This is a genomic window from Desulfobulbus propionicus DSM 2032 (assembly GCF_000186885.1).
GTDB classification, from domain to species: Bacteria; Desulfobacterota; Desulfobulbia; order Desulfobulbales; family Desulfobulbaceae; genus Desulfobulbus; species Desulfobulbus propionicus.
Genome location: NC_014972.1, coordinates 3,228,026 through 3,248,204, shown reverse-complemented (window position 1 = coordinate 3,248,204; position 20,179 = coordinate 3,228,026). Strand labels below are relative to the sequence as shown.

The 20,179-nt window shown below is 53.5% G+C and carries 17 protein-coding genes and 1 other RNA gene; 9 read left to right on the top strand and 9 right to left on the bottom strand.

The features are described 5' to 3' along the window. Window positions 1–48: 48 nt before the first annotated feature. Window positions 49–2,499, top strand: a complete 2,451-nt coding sequence (ppsA, locus tag DESPR_RS14120) for a phosphoenolpyruvate synthase (RefSeq protein WP_015725472.1) — start codon at window positions 49–51, stop codon at window positions 2,497–2,499. Window positions 2,500–2,568: 69 nt separating this feature from the next. Here ppsA and DESPR_RS18060 read toward each other — a convergent pair whose 3' ends face one another. After that, entirely contained in the window at window positions 2,569–2,742 is a 174-nt protein-coding gene (locus tag DESPR_RS18060; RefSeq protein ID WP_015725471.1) for a Trm112 family protein, read from the bottom strand. Between the two features lie 318 nt (window positions 2,743–3,060). Here DESPR_RS18060 and DESPR_RS14115 point away from each other — a divergent pair, with 318 nt between their 5' ends. Then, entirely contained in the window at window positions 3,061–4,104 is a 1,044-nt protein-coding gene (locus tag DESPR_RS14115) for a molybdopterin-binding protein (RefSeq protein ID WP_015725470.1), read from the top strand. Between the two features lie 160 nt (window positions 4,105–4,264). Here DESPR_RS14115 and DESPR_RS17490 read toward each other — a convergent pair whose 3' ends face one another. The 6 genes from DESPR_RS17490 to DESPR_RS14085 all read right to left on the bottom strand — a co-directional run bounded on the left by DESPR_RS17490 (window position 4,265) and on the right by DESPR_RS14085 (window position 12,284). Further along, on the bottom strand, window positions 4,265–6,037 hold the full coding sequence (locus DESPR_RS17490) for a ParB/RepB/Spo0J family partition protein (RefSeq protein ID WP_169701636.1): 1,773 nt from the start codon (window positions 6,035–6,037) through the stop codon (window positions 4,265–4,267). Further along, window positions 5,967–7,439: a YihY/virulence factor BrkB family protein gene (locus DESPR_RS14105; protein ID WP_169701635.1), complete on the bottom strand. Its 1,473-nt coding sequence runs from the start codon at window positions 7,437–7,439 to the stop codon at window positions 5,967–5,969. The genes DESPR_RS17490 and DESPR_RS14105 overlap by 71 nt, the downstream gene beginning before the upstream one ends. Window positions 7,440–7,453: 14 nt before the next feature. Then, window positions 7,454–9,607 carry a response regulator gene (locus DESPR_RS14100; protein WP_015725467.1) on the bottom strand — a complete coding sequence of 718 codons (2,154 nt, stop codon included), beginning with the start codon at window positions 9,605–9,607 and terminating at the stop codon, window positions 7,454–7,456. 11 nt (window positions 9,608–9,618) lie between these two features. Beyond that, the gene (locus tag DESPR_RS14095) at window positions 9,619–10,464 is read right to left on the bottom strand and encodes an HDOD domain-containing protein (RefSeq protein WP_015725466.1); all 846 of its coding nucleotides are present in this window, start codon (window positions 10,462–10,464) and stop codon (window positions 9,619–9,621) included. A 48-nt stretch (window positions 10,465–10,512) separates the two neighbouring features. Beyond that, window positions 10,513–10,875, bottom strand: coding sequence for a molybdenum cofactor biosynthesis protein MoaE (locus DESPR_RS14090; RefSeq protein ID WP_015725465.1), 363 nt, complete (start codon window positions 10,873–10,875; stop codon window positions 10,513–10,515). Between the two features lie 167 nt (window positions 10,876–11,042). Beyond that, on the bottom strand, window positions 11,043–12,284 hold the full coding sequence (locus DESPR_RS14085; RefSeq protein WP_015725464.1) for a lytic transglycosylase domain-containing protein: 1,242 nt from the start codon (window positions 12,282–12,284) through the stop codon (window positions 11,043–11,045). Window positions 12,285–12,424: 140 nt separating this feature from the next. Between DESPR_RS14085 and DESPR_RS14080 the strand changes: the two genes are divergently transcribed. The 6 genes from DESPR_RS14080 (at window position 12,425) to tyrS (ending at window position 17,162) form a co-directional block, all read left to right on the top strand. After that, window positions 12,425–12,910 (top strand): NUDIX hydrolase, encoded by a 486-nt coding sequence (locus DESPR_RS14080; protein WP_015725463.1) that lies wholly within the window; start codon window positions 12,425–12,427, stop codon window positions 12,908–12,910. Window positions 12,911–13,070: 160 nt separating this feature from the next. Further along, the gene (gene zapB, locus DESPR_RS14075; protein WP_015725462.1) at window positions 13,071–13,388 is read left to right on the top strand and encodes a cell division protein ZapB; all 318 of its coding nucleotides are present in this window, start codon (window positions 13,071–13,073) and stop codon (window positions 13,386–13,388) included. A gap of 17 nt (window positions 13,389–13,405) precedes the next feature. Then, window positions 13,406–13,693, top strand: a complete 288-nt coding sequence (locus tag DESPR_RS14070) for a cell division protein ZapA (RefSeq protein WP_015725461.1) — start codon at window positions 13,406–13,408, stop codon at window positions 13,691–13,693. A 64-nt stretch (window positions 13,694–13,757) separates the two neighbouring features. After that, window positions 13,758–13,929: non-coding RNA, 6S RNA (gene ssrS, locus DESPR_RS18055), on the top strand. 443 nt (window positions 13,930–14,372) lie between these two features. After that, window positions 14,373–15,938: a ribonuclease Y gene (gene rny, locus DESPR_RS14065; protein ID WP_015725460.1), complete on the top strand. Its 1,566-nt coding sequence runs from the start codon at window positions 14,373–14,375 to the stop codon at window positions 15,936–15,938. 9 nt (window positions 15,939–15,947) lie between these two features. After that, window positions 15,948–17,162, top strand: coding sequence for a tyrosine--tRNA ligase (gene tyrS / locus DESPR_RS14060; protein WP_015725459.1), 1,215 nt, complete (start codon window positions 15,948–15,950; stop codon window positions 17,160–17,162). A gap of 98 nt (window positions 17,163–17,260) precedes the next feature. Here the strand turns inward: tyrS and DESPR_RS14055 are convergent, their stop codons facing one another. Continuing rightward, on the bottom strand, window positions 17,261–17,677 hold the full coding sequence (locus DESPR_RS14055; protein WP_015725458.1) for a Fur family transcriptional regulator: 417 nt from the start codon (window positions 17,675–17,677) through the stop codon (window positions 17,261–17,263). Between the two features lie 126 nt (window positions 17,678–17,803). Between DESPR_RS14055 and DESPR_RS14050 the strand changes: the two genes are divergently transcribed. Continuing rightward, window positions 17,804–18,847: a tRNA dihydrouridine synthase gene (locus DESPR_RS14050; protein WP_015725457.1), complete on the top strand. Its 1,044-nt coding sequence runs from the start codon at window positions 17,804–17,806 to the stop codon at window positions 18,845–18,847. Here DESPR_RS14050 and DESPR_RS14045 read toward each other — a convergent pair. Then, window positions 18,795–20,087, bottom strand: a complete 1,293-nt coding sequence (locus tag DESPR_RS14045) for a radical SAM family protein (RefSeq protein ID WP_015725456.1) — start codon at window positions 20,085–20,087, stop codon at window positions 18,795–18,797. The two genes, DESPR_RS14050 and DESPR_RS14045, sit on opposite strands and share 53 nt — an antisense overlap. Window positions 20,088–20,179 lie beyond the last annotated feature (92 nt).

The following is a 20,179-nucleotide window of genomic DNA, read 5'->3' as shown; positions in this document are numbered from 1 at the left end:
GGAGAAGGAGTCATCCAACTGGCGATTCATTTCACAAGGGAGTAACAGATGGAAAACCGACACGATACAGCACTGATTCTTTGGTTTGATGAAATCGGCATCGAGGACGTGCCGATGGTGGGCGGCAAGAACGCTTCCTTGGGCGAAATGCATCAGAAGTTAACTTCCAAGGGGGTGGCGGTGCCCAACGGCTACGCCATCACTGCCTATGCCTATCGTTATTTACTCCAGGAGGCAGGGGTCGAGGCGGCTATCCGTGACGCCCTGGCGGGTCTCGATACCCATGATCTGCACAACCTCCAAGCCCGCGGTGCCAAGGTGCGGAACATTATCCGCAACGCCGAATTCCCCGCAGATTTGCGCCAGGCGATTATCAGCGCCTATCAAAAAATGGAGGAAGAGTACGGACAAAACGTGGATGTGGCTGTTCGTTCGTCCGCAACTGCCGAGGATCTTCCCGACGCCTCTTTTGCCGGTCAGCAGGACACCTACCTCAACATCCGCGGCCCTGAGGCGCTCATCGACGCCTGCAAGCGCTGTTTTGCCTCCTTATTCACCGATCGCGCCATTTCCTACCGGCATGACAAAGGGTTCGGCCAATTCGATGTGTATCTGTCGATCGTGGTGCAGAAGATGGTGCGATCCGACTCCGCCTGTTCGGGTGTCATGTTTTCCATCGACACCGAATCCGGGTTCAAGGATGCCGTTTTTCTCACTGGAGCCTGGGGATTGGGAGAAAATGTGGTGCAAGGGGCGGTCAATCCCGACGAATATTACATTTTCAAGCCGACCTTGAAAGAGGGCAAGCGGCCGATCGTCGGTAAGCGGGTAGGGACCAAGGAAATCAAGATGATCTACAATCCCGATTCGAACGCCGAGGAACCGGTGAAGAACGTGGAAACCACGGCGGAGGAACGCGGCTCCTACATCCTCAGTGACGACGAGATCCTGCAACTGGCGCGTTGGGCCTGTATCATCGAGGACCACTACGGCCGACCCATGGACATCGAATGGGCCAAGGATGGCGATGGCCAGGCAGTGGGTACCGGTAATTTGTTCATCGTCCAGGCCCGGCCGGAGACCGTTCATTCCCAGGCCTGCAAACGGACTATGGAAACCTACGTGCTCAAGCAAAAGGGTACCGTGCTGGCAAGCGGTCAAGCGGTCGGCGCCAAGATCGGTCAGGGCGTGACCCGGATTCTCAACGATGTCAGCCAGATTCATGACTTCAAGGCCGGCGAGGTCCTGGTCACCGATATGACCGACCCGGATTGGGAACCGATCATGAAGACCGCCGGCGCCATCGTCACCAACCGCGGTGGCCGGACCTGTCACGCGGCGATTATTTCTCGCGAGTTGGGTATCCCCTGCGTCATCGGCACTGAAAATGGCACGCAGATGATTCAAAACGGCCAGCAGGTCACCGTTTCCTGCGCCGAGGGGGAGACGGGGCATATTTATGACGGATTGCTCGAATTCGCTGTCGAAACCCTGGATCTCGACAACATCCCCGTTACGCGCACCAAGGTGATGATGAATGTCGGTCTACCGGAAAAAGCCTTTGTCGAGGGGCAATTGCCCAACGAAGGGGTTGGTTTGGCGCGTGAGGAATTCATCATCAACTCCCACATCGGCATTCACCCGATGGCCCTGATCAACTACGAAAAGCTGTGCGAACTCTCCGAGGTGGACGACGAGGTGCTTGAGATCGTCGAGGACATCAACGCTCGCACCACGGCATACCCGCACGACAAGCGTCAGTATTTCATCGATAAACTGGCCGAGGGAGTGGGGCGGATTGGTGCCGGTTTCTATCCCAAGGATGTGATTGTCCGGCTTTCGGACTTCAAATCCAATGAGTACGCCAATCTCATCGGCGGTCATCTCTACGAGCCGGAGGAATCAAATCCAATGATTGGCTGGCGCGGTGCGTCTCGTTATTATGATCCGCGCTATCGAGCCGCCTTTGATCTCGAGTGCAAGGCTCTCCTTAAGGCGCGCAACGAAATGGGGTTGACCAACATCAAGCTGATGGTCCCGTTCTGCCGTACTCCGGAGGAGGGGCGCAAGGTCATCGAGGTGATGCGGGAAAACGGCCTGGTGCAGGGTGAAAACGGGTTGGAGGTCTACGTAATGTGCGAGATTCCGTCCAATGTCATCGCCGCCGATGCCTTCTGCGATGTGTTTGATGGTTTTTCCATCGGCTCCAATGATTTGACGCAGCTGACGCTCGGTCTTGACCGGGACTCCGATTTGGTTGCGCATATTTACAACGAGCGCAACGAGGCGGTGAAAACACTGATCAAGATGGTGATCGCCACCGCCAGGCGACGTGGTCGAAAGATCGGTATCTGCGGGCAGGCGCCGTCGGATTTCCCTGATTTCGCCACATTCCTCGTGGAGGAAGGGATCGACTCCATCAGCTTGGTCTCGGATACGGTGGTCAAAACCCGATTGGCCATTGCCGCCAAGGAGCGTGAACTGGGTATCGCTCCTTAAAGAGACAGCGGGCAGGAGCAACGCAACAGGAATCGGCGGCCAATGGTCCGCCGGTTCCTGTTTTGAATGTCATTCTTTATCCAGCGGCTTGGCCTCGTCGATCAGCATGATCGGGATATCGTCGCGTACCGGGTAGAGCAGGCCGCAGGCCCGGCAAACAATGCCGTTGCTTTCCGGGTTCAATTCAACCGGCCCCTTGCATTGCGGGCAGGCCAGTATTTCCAGCAGTTCTTGTTTGATCATAAGTTGGTCCTTTGCTTCCTCGTTGTGCCGCGCGTAGCGGCAACATGCACGCATCGTGTTTGTGTAAGGCCTTTACTCTATTTGGCCCCGCGATTCTAGGCATTCTACCCTATCGTTTTGAGCGGGTAAAGATGCTAGCCGTGCCTCGTCCAGAGGATGTCCGCCTGAAAGAGATTGTATTCAAGTCGTTATTCTGATAAAAAAAGAGCGTAGGTGGTTGCAGTCTGTATGATCGTTTACCGATCATGGAAGGCGAGAAGTGCAGCATTTGCAACCAATTGACTGTTGAAGCGCACATGGCGGCGCAGGTGAAAGGGCATGAACGAAGAATCGCTGAAAAAAGTTGTACCGGTGGCAGAGGCGGTGGGCATGGTATTGCCCCATGATATCACCGAGATCGTCAAGGACGAATTTAAGGGACGCGCCTTTAAAAAAGGCCATGTGATCCGGCCTGAAGATGTGGAGCACCTCCGTCGGCTCGGCAAGGAACACATTTATGTGCTTCGGTTGAGTCAGGATGAAATCCATGAAAACGAGGCGGCGCTGCTGATGGCTGAAGCCTTGGCGGGTCCTGGGACGGAGTATTCCCGGGAGATTGTCGAGGGCAAGGTCAGCATCGTGGCGGCAACCGATGGTCTGCTCAAGATCAATCGGGAGTCGTTGTACCGGTTGAACGTGCTGGGCGAGGTCATGTGCGCCACGTTGCAAGACAATACCCCAGTCGAAAAAGGCGAGCAGGTGGCTGCTTCCCGGATGATTCCACTGGTCGGCAAGCGGAAAGTGGTGGACGAGGCCGTTGCGATCGCTTCCTCGGGAACGCCGATAATTCAAGTGCGACCGCTTGCAAAAGTAGAGGCTGGGTTGGTGATCACCGGGAGCGAGGTGTTCCACGGGCGTATCGAGGATAAGTTCGAACAGGTCCTGCGTGATAAATTGACTCGGCTAGGGTCTGATGTGATCCGGGTGGGTTTTGCACCGGACGACCCGGGACTCATTGCCGACGAGATCCGCAAATGTCTCGAGGCCGGTGCGGAATTGATCGTCACCTCCGGCGGCATGTCGGTGGACCCGGATGATGTCACTCGCATTGGCATCAAGGAGGCCGGAGCCAAGGCAATGGTCTACGGTACGCCGGTGCTGCCGGGAGCCATGTTTCTCGTCGGCCGGATCGGCCGGGTCCCGGTCCTGGGGGTGCCAGCTTGCGGCATGTTTCACAAGATCACTGTGTTGGATTTGGTGTTGCCGCGTGTCCTCACCGGGGAATTCATTGGTCGCGATGAACTGGCGACACTTGGACACGGTGGTCTGTGCCGCAACTGCACTCGCTGCCAGTATCCGGTGTGCAGTTTCGGCAAGGCATGAAACGCACTTTTTTTCGTCCTGCAGTCAGAAAAAGAATCACTGCAAAAGAGCCTCTCGCCCGTTCGTGGTGATAACGATCAAAGAGAGCTATTTTCGCATGCGAAAAACGGAGAAGCGCTTGCCCAACAAGGGCATGGATGTCCTGGGTATGTGTTCTTGATCAGGCTGATGGTTCCTCGGCAAACAAGTCGTCTTGGGTGAGTGCGTTTGCCAGGAGTTCAAGGGTTCGCTGAGTTTCCCCTTTTTTCAAGCGAAATTGAACAATCAGCTCGTCGCCCCCTGCACGAGCGGCCGGAGTGATATTAAAATCGCGTTTACTGGCATTCTCGCCAAAACACCTGCGGCGAATACCGCGTACTTTTGCGTCGAGCAGTGCCTTGTGCTCCCCCGTGGTTGCGTCTGATTTTTTGCCGAGCAATCTGATGAGCGTGGTCACGGGCTGGGGAGATGCCAATGCCTTGGCAATAGACCGTTGAACCTGGGGCGTGGCGATGGTCTCGTGTAAACGAAGGGAATCCTGCTCGAGCAGGTTGAGCAATTTGGTTAACTGCGGCCGAGTCGGCATAAACGGCTTGACGATATGCGCGTACAGCGCATCGCGATCTTCACTGTTTTTGATTGGCGCGAGTAATTCGGCGGCAATGGAAAACTGTAGCTTTTCATTGACCACATCGGAAATGATTTCCGGTGACTCGCCACGCAAGCGGATTTGATTGACTTTGCGATATTTATGAATGGTTGAATGGGAAACCTTTTGGCCCGGTTTGCCGATCCCGAGTGTGTCGCCGAATTGCTCAGCAAGTTCCACGTTGCTGAGCCCCAACGTGTTGCTGGCCGATTCGAGGAAATTCCCTATTTCAATGGGGTTGAGATTCCGACGTCGGGTGTTCTCCGCAAGCGAGATGTTGAAAAAATCTTCGGGAGAGAAATCACTCTCCTGATAAACCTTTGCTTCAACAAGGGGCTGATGCAGCCTCTTCAAGGCTTGAAATCTTCTGAAACCGCAGAGGATTTTATATCGACCGTCGTTTTTTTTCAATAAAACCAAAGGGTGAAGAAGCCCGTTGCGATCAATTGAGCTGGCCAGTTCCTCGATGTATGATTCCCGCAATACATCGGAATAGCGGCTATCGCCCTGCAAACGAAATATGTACTGGAGATCCTCATCGTTTGTTGTGTCGATATTGTTGATGTCGATATTTCGCACCAGGGACATGGATTGGCAGAATTGTTCAAGCGCAGGAGCCAGCATCAAGGCGATGGATTCCGCTGTTTGCCGCTGGCTGATCAAATCGTGTCGGAATGTCAGCAAGAGCGAGCGGACTTCCGGATCGTAGAAATCCTGATACTGTTTTTGGCGAAAGAGTTGATTGAGGTGCTGTTGTTCCCTGCCGCAGTAAGCGGAATTGGTTGGTGCGATTGCAGTCCGCAAGTGCTGATCTTCAACAGCCATGCGAATTTTTGCAAGCAGGGAAGGGGAAATCGTCGGGCGGTGGGGTGCTGCAGACGAAGCACGTTGTCCTTGGCCGTAGCCGAAGAGAATCATGTCCTCGCAGTGCTCTTTGGGTGGCATGGCTTGCAGAATCAGGACCAGCGGCAGTAAGCCGTTGCCGACTATTTCCTCCTTAAATTTTTTTATGGGCAAAAGAAACGAATCTCGCACCTTGGGGCGTTCTTGAACAGTTGTCACATGGGAGAGATCCATGATTTCTCTTTTGTATTTGGCATTCACCACCGCATAGCAGGCAAGTTTTTCTGCCATGCTGAGTGCCAGGCTGGCAATGAAATTGCCAGGCTGTGTGTTGTTCGGCGCATTGTAGCCATCGGCGACAATGAGCAGGATATTGTTGCTGCCGAGGATTCTATGAATGGTCTGTGGTGATGCTGTTTTCATGATCGCGACGACGGGAGCTGAATTGTGAAAAACTGCCATTGAGGGCATCGCTTGCAGCAGTGATCGCCTCTGCAGCCAATTGCCCGCCGTGAGAGGGCCCGCTTTCACCGCCAAGGACCAGCCGAACCACCTCGCTGGCAGACATTCTGTCCGCCGGAGTCACAGGCAGCAATGACTCTTCCGTTTGATGCTCGGTTACGCGAAGCAAACCACCTTGCACGAGAAGTGAAATCACCTTCTGAATGTCCGGGCCGGTGTTTCCGGGAAGATTGTTTTCCAATGCGGCGATGGAGGTGGGGTGGCGATTGTCGAAATTTTTGTAGACAAGGTGCAGAATGTCAAAGGCCAATTGCAGCTGTTTTTGCGGCGAGGCGGGACTAATCGAAAAGCGATAGTGATGTTGGTGTTGGATCGCATAGGCAAGGGAAGCGCCAAGCAGGATAAATGTCCAGCCAATTTGCAGCCAGATCAGGAAGAGCGGAATGGAGGCAAAGGAGCCGTAGATCGCGTTGTAATTGGCGACTCCTATTTGCAGGGTGATATACATCTTTTGAAAAACGAACCAAAAGAAGGAGGCGAACAGCGCACCCGTGAGTGCCGCCCCCGAATGGACCTTGGTGTGGGGAAAAAAGAGGTACATGATCATCAGGGTGAGGACGATGAACATGAAAGGAACCAGCTTGAAAAACAAGGCCGCCATCCAGGCCGAGGGGATGATCATGCTCAACTGTCGCATGATACGTTCGTTGGCAAGAATGGCCTCGGCGGCTAAGGCTACATTGAGCGAGAGGGGGAGGAGGAGGAGCAGGCCCAGATAATCCATGAGCTTTCGGGATAGGGACCGCCCTTTGTGCGTATGCCAGATGGCATTCATGGCCTCCTCGATCGAAGACAGAACGAGAAAAATGACCCCGATCAAGCCAATGATGCCGATAATCCCCAACGCGGCAAAGTTTGTTCGGTCAACATACTGAAAAATAAGATCAACGGCACGGTGCAGGTTGGTCGAGATCGGCGAGGGGACCCGGTCGTTGGAAGCACCGCTGGTGATGGTCACATCAGCGCTGGGTGGCGAGGTGGCTGTTATATCGCCACCGCCTTCTGAACGGATTGGCGGTTCCCACTGATCAATAAATCGAACAATGGTTGTTTTGAGCTGTTCATCGTTGCCCAATCCCTTGAGAATGGACGTGCTCAAGGCCAGAATGGGGACAAGGGAAAGAAGGATGGAATAGGTGAGGGCCGCGGCTCGAAGCGCCAGGTGGGTGCGTATAAATTCCTGATGCATGATGAGCAGCAAGCGCGCGCACAAGCGAAAAAAGCAATCAACGCGTCGGCTGGATGAGGCGGGCGAAAAGGCCCACAGATGAAAACGGCCACGCCGGCCCATGTGAGCTGTCGGCGCGGCGTTTGCGGATGATAAACCAGACGCATCCTCCATTGTGTTCGCCCCTGCTATCTTCCCAATTCCCGATGCAGCCATTTCTCGATAATCTCAAAAATAATTTCTCGTTTCACTGGCTTGGTAATGTAGTCGTTCATGCCTGCCTTCAGGCAGATTTCCCTATCCCCCTTCATGGCATTGGCGGTCATGGCGACGATGGGAACCGTGTTGAACCCCCTGCTTCGCAACTCTTTGGTGGCGGCCAGGCCATCCATCTCCGGCATCTGAATGTCCATCAGGATCAGGTCGAAATTTTCCGGGCGTCGGGTAAATAGATCGACGGCTTTGCGACCATTGCTGGCGACCTCAACCTGATAACCGGCCTTGTTCAGAATGAGGACGGCAAGTTTCTGATTAACCGGATTGTCTTCGGCAAGCAGGATTCGTATCGATTGCTTTATCTCTTCGCGGACGCTGTATTGGGTGATAAAGGTTTCTTTGGTGGGAGCAGTTTCGATCACCTCTTCGGGGTCCAGAAGTTTTTCGATGGTTTTAAAGAGAATTTCCCGTCGGGTCGGTTTCGTGAGGAAGGCGTCAAATCCCGCTTCCTTGCACCGTTGCGCGTTTCTTTCTGTCGAAGAGGTGTAAGCCAGCAAAGGGATTGTAGCCGTTTCCGCAAGCTCGTGTCGGATGATATGGGCAAGCGCGTATCCATCCGGCGCAGGCATCTGAATATCCAGGATGATCAGATCAAACAAAGCGTGATTCTCGATGGCCTGCTGCAACACCGATCGAACGTTGCTACTGTCATGGATGGCGACAACATGCAGTTCGGCCGCCATGAGAATATGCCGGAGGATGCTGAGGTTGGTCAGATTGTCGTCAACGACCAAGACCCGCTTGTTGGCCAAGCTGACGCGGTTGAATCGTTTGATTCGCTGTTGGGGAGCCTTGTTCAATGTGGCGGTGAAATGGAAGGTGCTACCGACATCGAGTTCACTTTCCGCCCAGACGTGACCGTGCATCAGGGCGGCGATTTTGCGGCAGATGGACAGGCCGAGGCCCGTCCCCCCGTATTCACGGGTCGTGGAACCATCCGCCTGGCGAAACGCCTCGAATATGGATTCGAGTTTCTCTTCGGGAATACCGATTCCTGTATCGCGAATACGGGCGTGCAGGGTAATTGTCTCTTCCGTTTCGTCATCAACCGCTATCGCCAGCTCCAATTCGCCTTTCTTGGTGAATTTGGCCGAATTACCCATCAGATTGACTAAAACCTGACGGTATCGTCCAGGATCACCCATGACGTTGGCCGGCAAGGTGTCGTCAATTCGGCAGAGCACCTCTATCGGCCGGGAGGCGACCTTGGGCCTGACCAGGTCACACACATCCTGCGCCGTGATTTCGGGATCAAAAGGAATGCATTCGAGGTCGAGCTTGCCCGCTTCAACCTTGGAAAAATCGAGAATGTCATTGATGAGGGACAGGAGGGCACTGGCGCTTCGTTTGATGGTCTGCGCAAATTCTTGTTGCTCTTCGTCCAGACCGGTATCGAGCAGCATGTCGGTAAAGCCAATAATGCCGTTCATCGGTGTGCGAATCTCATGGCTCATCGCTGCCAGAAATTCGCTTTTGGCGATATTGGCGGCTTCAGCTTCCTTTTTTGCCGCACGTAACTCAGCTGTTTGCTGTCTGATTTCCGCCTGCAGTGTTTCGGAATAGTTGCGTTGCTGCTCCTGTATTTTTAAGTAATTTTGTTCGTTCTCCACCATGATATCCTGGAATTTCTTTTCCAGCACAGCGGACTTCCGATCAAATTGTTTCTTTTGAATACGGAGCCTGTTGATCGTTTCCACAGTTTCCCGATGGGAAAGAAACAGTCGAACCGCAAGGCGAATGATGGTGGATATCCACAATTCGGCATCCCGTGCGGCCGGGCCATGCGGGGTTGCCAACACATAGCTTTGCAGGTCCGGGACCACCAAGAGGGAGAAGATGTGCCCTTGGACGGTGAAGATGAGCTCCGATGATTTTTTTTCGTTTTCGTCGATATGCGCTATCGCCTGCTGGGCAGAAAGAGGAAAATGTTCAGAAGCGACATGGTGTCCAGATTGATTGAGGCAGAAGAACGAGAGGGCATCCGTCTCCTGTTCCAGGTGCGCGAGCAAGGCGGCCAATTCACCAAGGGGATCGACGAGATCGGCAAACAGAGAGGTCAGCGCCACGGACGAACTCCTTAGCCACCATACATTTTTTCGGTTTTTTCCAATTCTTCCGGGAGATCTTCCGCAAGAACCCTGTATTCTTCCACATTGCTCTGAATATGTGTCGCCAGGGCCGGGGCGAGACTGGCGGGGAGCCCCTCCTTAACGGCAGGGAAGTTCAACTGTTGGATGATGTATTCGCTCATTTGGAGGATACCTGTCGGCGAATGGGGAATGATATGACCGTTGTCGTGATGGTGGTCACGGATTGCTTCGGCGATTGGGCCAGGGATGCGCCATTCCTGGGCAAGGAGGTAGCCGATTTGACAGTGATCGGTGCCGAGCAGTTGCTGTTCCAGTTCGATAATCGCGGGTCCGCCCGCGGTTAATTGCTCAATTAACTGCAAAAAGATTTCTTGTTCCACCTCCATTTCAACGATTAATCCAATATCGTGCAAGACACCACAGAGATAGGCGTCATCGCCGTTGATGGTAAAAATGCGTTCGGCAATCATCTTGCAGCAGATACCCGACGCGGCGCTATGGAGCCATAGGCGTTGCGGCGAGAATTCGACAGTGCCGGAACTGCTGCGAAGCATGCCCTGAATAGCGTCAGTGACCGCGATATTATGGAGGTTTTTCATCCCGAGCAACGCGACGGCCCGGGAAATGGAATCAACCTTCCTGGCCAACCCGAAGTAGGAACTGTTCACCAGGGTTAGCAGACGGGCCACCAGGGCGGGATCCAGGCGAATGACCGCCTCAAAGTCTTGCAGTGTCGATTCCTCATCATTGACCAGTTGAACCAGACGGGTGACGATATGCGGTAATGTTCTTATTTTTTTGAAATTTTCTATCAGTGATGCGGCTGGGGGCATGAAGGGGCTCCTTGGCGCAAACCGCTTGTGCTGAGGCAACAGGAGTGGTTAAGGCGTAATTTCTTTCTTGGTGACCGCTTCCGCCTTGATCCGGTCAAGCAACTCGGCCAAGACCGGTTTGATATGCTCTCGGATATCGCCGGCAACGATGATAAACAATAAATCGTCTCCTGGGAGAAACCGGCCGGAGCGGGCTTCGATTATTATGTCATAAATACCCGGCCGTTCAAGGTATTCTTTGCGTAATTGTTCTAACTTTTCATGATGTACGGTCGTCTCCAGAGCGATTACGTCTTGATGTCCGTTTCGGGACCAGTTGCGCACGGTGCCGTTGTGAATGAGGATCATGCCGACTTTATCGTTGAAGTCGTGCCGTTTTTTCATGGTCTCGATGGTTTTTGAAATATCCATGGTTGGTTGTCCCGTGAGCTGTTGCTTGAAGGTTGCTGTTGGAATGGAAAGATCTGCTCAGCCGGTGGTCAAAGCGGATGAACAGTTGGTGAAAAAATAATCGGTTGTTACCGCTGTTGTCCTGGAACCACGACCGTGGTCGCCAGGCGCTGGAGAAAAAAATCCGCCTAGTTCATACTGTAACGCACGCCTGATGAGCCACGTGGGGCAGCGAGTTTCGAGGGCATTTTAATAGCCGGTGATTTTGGTGGGTTAATGAAAGCGACACGCGATTCCTTTGCCCGAGCCTTCGCCGGCAGGCGAACCAGAGCCCCTTTGGGAACCGGGTGTTGCCCGGAAATGACCGGTTTTTGCAGAGCGGGATTCAAACGGATGAATTGTTCGTGGTTCAGGCCAAAGGTGGTGCGTAAACGGGTGATAGGGGTGTCCTCCTTGAGGCGGAGGGTGAAGGTTGCTTCCGGTTTCTCGGGGACGAGGTTCGGATGCTTCTCCCATCGCTTGGCAACCCGCGTGGCGGCGACGAATTCCGCATAGAAATTCCGAGAGGCAAACTTGAAATACCCTTGGTCATACGAATTGAAAATGTTGACATAACTCCCGTGTTCCTTGAGCGCTCGCATCATTCCTGCTTTACCGTAATTATAGGCGGTAATGGCCAATGGCCATGATTGGAGGGCCGCATAATTCTCCTTGAGCAGACGGGCAGCGGCTTGGGTCGCCAGGTAGGGGTCGTAGCGCTCATCCACCAGCTGGTTGATGTTCATGTAATCTTTCCCGGTTGACCGGGTGAATTGCCACAAACCGGCGGCGCCCGCTTTACTGTACGCTTTCGGATTGAAGGAGGATTCCACATGCGGCAAGTAGGCCAACTCCACAGGAAGCCGGTGGGCCGTAAAGATCTTCTGGAATTGAGCCAGATATTTTCCCGAGCGAATAACCCCTTCGTGAAAACGATCCTTTTGGCCCAACTGGAACCGAAAATTGTCCTTGGCCTTATGGAATGCGCTACGCGGCTGTTTGTGAAAAAGTGAGGCTATCCGCCGCTCTTCGGCGGTGCGTGGCGGCTGCCCGTTGCCCAGCCGTGTCAGAATGTTTTTGAGTTGCTCTTTTTTCGAGCTGATACGCGCGTTGTTGATTGCCGTGGCCCCAGGAATTTTTGGATCGACCAAGTCGATGATGCTGTATACTTGAGAGAGATTGTCAATATCGTGCAGAATACCCTGCCGGGTCGTATAACGGCTGTATACCTGCTCCCAAAAATGGACGTTGGGTTGGATACAGGGGTAAAGCGGAAATTTTTCCGCGGCCATCGCACCGGTGGCAAAGGTACAAAGCAATATCATGGCCCCTAGAAAAAAGGTCGCGGCCGTGAGCGCAGGAGTTGCTTTCCATTTCGATAGAGTATACATCGTGCCAGGTAATGAGGGTACGGGAGAGCAATACTACAAAATAAAAAAACTATATCATATTCCACATCGTCAGGCGATAAAGTTATGAATTTGACTTTTGTCTTTAATAACAGTGTGTTGTTTGGTTGAAAGGATAAGATATGTACATGCCCATCATTGGTACGCTTGGCTATATCCTGTCCCCCGATGGACTGCGAACCTTGCTTGTCCACCGAAACGCTCGCGCCTCTGACCAGCACCTCGGTAAATACAATGGTCTTGGAGGGAAAATGTTGCCCAACGAAGACGTGGTTACCTGCATGAAGCGGGAGATATATGAAGAGGCCGGGTTGGTGTGTACCCAATTGCAGTTACGTGGCACGATCAACTGGACGGGCTTTGGCCCGGAAGGGGAAAATTGGCTGGGTTTTGTTTTTCTGATTACTTCGTTCACGGGCACGCTCAAGAGCCGCAACGAGGAGGGCGAGCTGAACTGGCACCTGGTCGCCGAACTTGCCCATCTGCCAATGTGGGAGGGAGATCGATATTTCCTTCCCTTGGTGTTTGATCATGATCCACGAGTCTTTCATGGCTACATGCCGTATGCAAATGGACGGCCTCTTTCATGGAAATTCAGCAGGATATAGCGGTGGCAGGCTGAAAGTGGGGTTGAGTTGATCGCCCATGCAAAGTTCTTGCGTTCGAGAGGTTGGATCTGTATAGTTATCCACCAGTTAGTTCTTGCATAATTTCGGAAGGTTATGGTTTTTCAACCTTTTCGGCAACTTGAAATCAAGAGGATGTGTCATGGAAAGCAATGTGGAATTGATTCGCCTGGAGGAGTTTGTCGATAAACTGTTGACGAAATACAATCAATTGAAATCCGATTATCAGATGCTTCAAGAAACGTTGCGGCAGCGTGACGCGGAATGCGCGGAGCTTAAAAATAACGTATTTAATTTGAGTTCCGAACGAACAGAAGTCAGCAATCGGGTCTCAGGCCTGCTGGATCGTATTGAGCAGTGGGAGAATGAACAGATGGGTGCCTCGGTTGACAGGAGCGATAGCTCGGCGAGTTCCCAAGGGTCGTTGTTCTCAAATGATGCGGACAACAAGACGATCTAACCTCACATGTAACGCTCATGCAGGATCGTCTTGTTCGTTTCAATCTGTTCGGCCAGGAGTTTACGTTTTATAGTGACGCCTCCGAGGAAGAAGTGGCATCGGTCATTACCCTGCTCCGGGATGAACTTGAAAGCAATGAGAAGGTAAGCAAAAGTTCGGTGCCGTCCAGTAAGATGCTAGTATTGGGCTGTTTGCGGATGGCTGCGAAATATGTTCAATTAAAGCGAGAGTATAGCGAGTATCGCCAGGCGCAGGACCGAACAGTTGCGCAACTGATCGACAAGTTGTCGTCAACTCTCGACTAATCAATTTTCAGATTCTAGTTTGGTGGATACAGGGCTTCTGGTATAGTGGAAGCGCTAAAACGAAGTACCCCTGCTCTGTTGGTGATCAGCGAAGTATTGAGCCAACTCGTATGATAAGGGTAGCCTTAATCCTGCATGATGGAAATCTTTATTGACTCCCAGACGGTAGGAGGGGCACTGCCCACCTAATCTAATTAGGTTTAATCATTTCGTTGACACGGCAGCGCGGGGGGCTTTTATTGCCAGCGGGTTAAGCCGCTTTTTTATATTGTGCCATTTTCAACGAAGAAAGAGGATGGTTGCGTGGGCGATAACGGACATTGTTGGTCCAGTGATAGAAAGACAACCCTGATGCGATCAGGGTTACTATATATAAGTAACCCGCTATCCAGGCTGTTTACCAAGAAGAATCTGATGACACACTGGAAGTGATTCGGATTTGTTTCTTGCTTTTCTTCAGGCTGAAGACCACCGGGGTATGCTTGCTGGATAGAAGCTGACATCCAGAACATCTCCGTTGCTGTTGTTCTAACAGCATTTCTGTTGGGCCTAGCGGCCAATCGGGCCGCATTTCCTTCCCACGCCTCCTTTTTCCCTTTCTCAGGTATTGTGCTGCCGTCTCCAGCCGAAAAAATCGGAGGGTAACGGCTTTCTTAGATAGATAGGGTGGGTACGGTTTATGGAATTGAATGCTGTCACATTGCTGTTGGCGCTGACCAATTTGGTGGCTGGTTTGGCGCTCGGTGTTTTTTTGCGGAAACGGCTTGTGGAGGGGAATCAAAAAAATATCGAGTTGCAAGGCCGTCAAATCATTGAAAATTCAATCAGCGAAGCGGAGCAGATAAAAAAAGAGGCTATTCTGCAGGCGAAGGAAGAGGCGTTTCAGATCAAGCAGGAAGCGGACCGCGAATTAAAGGCCAGTCGGCAAGAACTCAAGGACGATCAACGTCGACTCAATCGCAAATTCGACGAGATCCAGCGAGAATTTCAAATTCTGGAGGAAAAACAGGCCAGTCTGAAATACCGTGAGGAGCAACTGGAGACCAATGAGGAGGACGTGGCCGCCAAGAAGCAACAGCTTGAAAGTCTGGTGGACGAACAGCGCTATAAACTGGAAAAAATAGCCGGCATTGATCGCGAGGAAGCAAAGGTTCAATTGATGCAGTCCATCGAAAGCGAAGCACGGATGGATTGCGCGAAACGATTGCTGCGCATAGAAAACGAAATGAAGATGGAAGCCGACCGCAAAGGGAAGAATATCCTTGCCTTGGCTATTGCCCGCTATGCAGGTGACTATGTCGCCGATAAAACCGTCTCCATGGTGCCGCTGCCGAACGAGGAGATGAAAGGCCGGATCATCGGCAGAGAAGGGCGGAATATCCGCGCAATTGAAGCCGCGACCGGGATTGATATCATCATTGACGACACTCCGGAGGCGGTTATTCTGTCAGGGTTCAATCCCATTCGGCGGGAAGTTGCACGGCTTGCCCTGGAGCAACTTATCTCCGATGGCCGAATCCACCCGGCACGCATCGAGGAGGTCGTGCAAAAAGTGGCGGAAGATCTGGAGGTCGGCATCCGGGAATCGGGTGAACAGGCCACCTTTGACGTCGGCGCGCATGGGATGCATGTTGATTTGATTAACCTCATCGGTCGGCTGAAATATCGCACGAGCTACGGACAGAATATCCTGCAGCATTCTCTCGAGGTGGCTTTCCTCTGTGGAGTCATGGCCGCAGAACTCGGTCTGGACGTCAAAAAAGCGAAACGAGCTGGACTGCTCCATGATATCGGCAAGGCCGTGGACCATGAGGTGGAGGGATCGCACGCGATTATTGGCCGGGATCTGGCGAAAAAATACGGCGAGGCTGACGACATTGTCTATGCGATTGGCGCACATCACGAGGATCAGCCACCCAAGTCGGTTCTTGACGTGCTCGTCCAGTCGGCGGATGCCTTGTCCGGAGCGCGGCCCGGTGCGCGCAAGGAGATGTTGCAAAGTTATGTTAAGCGACTTGAGGATCTTGAAAATATAGCCAATGGATTTGCCGGAGTGGATAAATCCTATGCCATTCAGGCAGGACGGGATTTGCGGATCATTGTCGACAGCCAGAAGGTCAAGGATGAAGAAGCCGCCTTGCTCAGCCGTGACATCGCCAAGGCGATCGAAGAACAATTGACCTATCCAGGACAGATTCGGGTTACGGTGATCCGTGAAACCAGAGCGGTAGAATACGCCAAATAGGGAGAGAGGATGAAATCTGTAGAAGAGCAGATCGCCCTGATTGAACGGGGCGCCGTTGATTTTCACTCCAGAGAGGATCTGGTCAAGAAACTGACCCGTTCGCTGGAGACTGGCAAGCCGTTGATTGTTAAGGCCGGGTTTGACCCCACCGCTCCGGATCTGCATTTGGGACACACGGTTTTGTTGCAAAAATTACGTCATTTTCAATTGTTGGGTCACGAAGTCAATTTCTTGATCGGAGATTTCACCGGTCTGATCGGTGATCCAACCGGTAAATCTGACACCAGGCCACCATTGACTCCCGAGGATGTGAAACGCAACGCCGAAACCTACAAGGAGCAGGTGTTCAAGATCCTCGATCCGCAAAAGACAAAGGTGGTGTTCAACTCCACCTGGCTGGGACAACTTAGCTCGTACGAGATGATTCGCCTCGCCTCCGAGTTGACGGTCGCCCGCATGCTGGAACGGGATGATTTCAAAAAACGGTTTGAATCCAATCGGCCCATTTCGATCCACGAATTCCTCTACCCCCTTATCCAGGGATATGATTCGGTGGCCATGAAGGCCGATGTTGAATTGGGTGGCACCGATCAGTTGTTCAATGTGTTGATGGGCCGCGATCTACAGCGCAGTCGTGGACAGGAGCCCCAAGTGGTGCTGACCATGCCCCTGCTTGAAGGATTGGACGGCGTCAACAAGATGAGTAAGTCGTTGGGCAACTATATCGGCATCTCCGAGCCGCCGGACAGTATCTTCGGCAAGATTATGTCGATCAGCGACGATTTGATGTTTCGTTACTATGAGCTGCTCAGTGATCTGTCCCTGGAGGAAATCCAAGCGCTCAAGACCAAGATAGCCCGCGGTGAGCTTCATCCCAAAGCGGTCAAGGTGCAGTTGGCCAAGGAAATGGTGACCCGTTTTCATGATCGGGAAGCGGCTGAAAACGCTGAACGCAATTTTGAGCAGGTTTTCGCCCGTCATGAATTGCCAGAAGACATTGAAGAGGTACGGCTCGCCGTTGCGGAAGCGGAGATTTGGGTGCCGAAACTGCTGCTGGATGCGGGGTTGGTCAAATCAACCTCGGATGGGCGGCGCATGATTCAGCAACATGCGGTGACCATTGAAGGAGAAAAAATCAGCGATATCAACGCTGTTGTTCCAACCAAGGGAGAGATTTTGCTGAAAGTTGGCAAGCGGCGGTTCTGCCGGGTCAGTTTTTCTTGAACCGAACGGCCAACAGGCGGAAAATCAAAGAGCGGGTTCCCGACAGGGACCCGCTCTTTGTCCTTTATGTAAGGGACCCAGAGGAAGCGAACAAGGCCTTAGCGGGCCGAGGCAGCGCGCTGCTGTTGGCAGGAACTGCAAATACCGCTAAATTCGACATGGTGGCCAAGAATGCGGTAGGATGTGGCATTGGCGGCTTGGGCAACCAGCTCCTGGATGACCGGGACCTCAATGTCGTCCACCCTGCCGCAGACAGAGCAGCGGATGTGATAATGCTCCTCGGTGGTGGCATCAAATCGTTTTTGCGTGCCGCCAACCTCGAGCTTGAGAATCATGCCGCTATCGGCCATCAATTCCAGATTGCGATACACGGTTCCCAGCCCGATACGGGGCAAGCGACGGCGAACCATATCGTACAGCTCGCTGGCGGTGGGGTGGGTTTTTACTTTTGACAATTCCTCCAGAATGACCTGACGTTGCGTGGTCAATCTGATCATTGGTGCGGGTGCGTTCATGGTCTGCTCTATCATTGAAAGTGACAGCAAGATTAAATAATAATTATCCTCAACTACCACGTTCGATGTTTTTATGTCAAGAAAGAAGTGGTTGATGCGGCCAGCGCGCATCATGGATGGAAGACGATGAAGGTCGGCTCGCAAACAATTTGGCCGCCGCTTTTGCTGGCACCCATGGCCGGTCTCACCCATTCGGCGCTACGGACAACGCTGCTCCATTTCGGCGGGGTAGGGCTGCTGAGCACGGAAATGCTCTCAGCTGCGCGACTGCCGGCGGAAAGCGTAGACCACTCGCCGTATCTGTTCAGGACGACCAAGGAGTCTCCCCTTTCCCATCAGCTGATGTTAACTGACGAAAAGCATATCGCTCCGGCTTTTGCCGCCCTGCATCGTCTCGGGGCGGATGTCATCGATCTGAATCTTGGCTGCCCGGCTCCGCAGATCCGCAGGTCCGGGGGGGGAAGTCGGCTGATGGAGGATCCCGCACGGGTACGGCGGCTTGTTGCCAGCGCTCGCCAACACACGTCCCTGCCCTTGACCGCCAAGATCCGGCTCGGAGAGACGCTGGATGCGGCTAAGCTTCGTGATTTTTGCCGAATGCTTGAGGGGGAAGGCGTGGACATGATCACCGTCCATGCGCGCTTACGCGGTGAATCCTTCGCCCGGCGGCCCCGCTGGGAGTGGGTCGCCAACGTGAAGCGGTGGATCGATATTCCGGTCGTTGCCAACGGCGGGATCGATTCGATCGCCAGCGCACGCACCTGCTTGGAACAAAGCGGGGCCGATGGCCTGATGATCGGACGGGCTGCGGCACGATCGCCCTGGATTTTCGCCGTGCTTGCCCGAGCCCTCTACGCGGTGGATTGCACCGAGCCGCACATCTGCTTGCCACAGCTGTACCAAGGGTTTGCCACGGCACTGGTTGAGCGTTTCTCGCCGGAGCGACGCCTGGGACGACTCAAGGAGTTCACCCATCATTTTGCCACCAACTATTTTTTTGGTCACCAGCTGGCCATGGGGGTACAGTCCAGTCGATCATTCGCCGAGGCGTGCTCGCGGGCAAGTGCGTTTTTTGCGGCGTGCGACCCGTGTGCCGAGGACAATGGGAAATGGTGGGTCAGCGATGCAGGGGCGGATTGTAATAGCCAAATCCCAGGAAGGGGAATTTGATTTTGAGCCGTTCGAGCCAGGCGAGGATGCCGAGAGGGGGGGCGGTTGCCGAATGGTCAATTACCCGGAGATAATATTCGGGGTCCATGTTGAGGTTGCGTAATTGGATGTAGTCGGGCCGGAATTCAGCGATAAGAGCGCTCAGGGCTTCGAATTCGACAAGGTCGTCGGTGCAACCCGGGAGGATGAAATAATTGAGCGAGACGTGCCGCCCATGGCGCTTCATCACTGAGATGGAGCGACAAACATCTGCAAAGGTGAACCCCTTGGGACGATAATAAAGCTGGTGTTTTTTTGCCTGAGCGCTGTTCAGGGAAATACGGATTGAATCCAAACCGGCCTTTGCCAGGCGTTCGACAGCCTCGGGGAGACTGCCGTTGGTGTTGAGGTTGATGGTGCCTCGTGTCGTTTGCGAGCGAATGAGGCGGATGCTTTTTTCCATAACCCGGGCCTGAAGCAGCGGTTCGCCCTCGCATCCCTGCCCGAAACTGACGATGGGCAAGGGCGCGGTTTGCAAATGCTCGATGGCCACTTCGGCAATTTCTCGTTCGGTGGGGACAAAGGTGATTCGATCTTGGGTAGAAGGGCAGCATCCGGAAGGTTGGAGGGAAATGCACCCCGCGCAAGCAGCATTGCAAACCGGGGAGCAGGGAAGGGGGGCTTCCCAGCGCCCGAGAAAATAGTTGCGTGCCGCTGGGCAGCCGTAAGTCAGGCAGCATTTGCCGAGGTGCTGAACGAGGCGGTTGCCGCCATGTCGTTTGAGCTGCTTGCGGGTTCGTTGTTCCAGCAGTCGCTGGTTGAATTGATCGATATCCTGACGACGATCGGCATCGCTGCGGAAGCCTGCAACCCAGAATTTTCCCTCTGCCCAGCCCACGGCCGTGTAGGCAAAGAGTGGCAGGAGCGGAACGTCGGCCTGGCGCGCGAAAGCAGCGGTATAGAGAGCGGTGTGGGCGGGAGCCATGAAGGCGGCAACGGCCTGAACGGGTTCGTTCGGTTGGTAGGGGTTCACCTCAAGCAGGGCGGGTTCGCCGCCCACAGGCTCAATGCCCACAGGCTGCCGTCCAGGAAGGGCAAACAGTTCGCTTCCGGCCGGAAGTTCGATCAGTTCATGGAGTCGAGGTTGGTAAAAATGTCCAGCGGCGCTGCCAGCCATGCGCAGGCCGCTGTAATCCACGATCTCGCCCGAGGGTGTCGCAAAAACCAGCGACGGAGTGCTCGAGGGATGCAAGGCCGACATGGACTAGGTTACCGGGGACGTATCCTATTCAGGATGGAATCAACAGCCCGATAAATTTCAAGATCATCGCCAAAAACATCTTGGATGTTGTC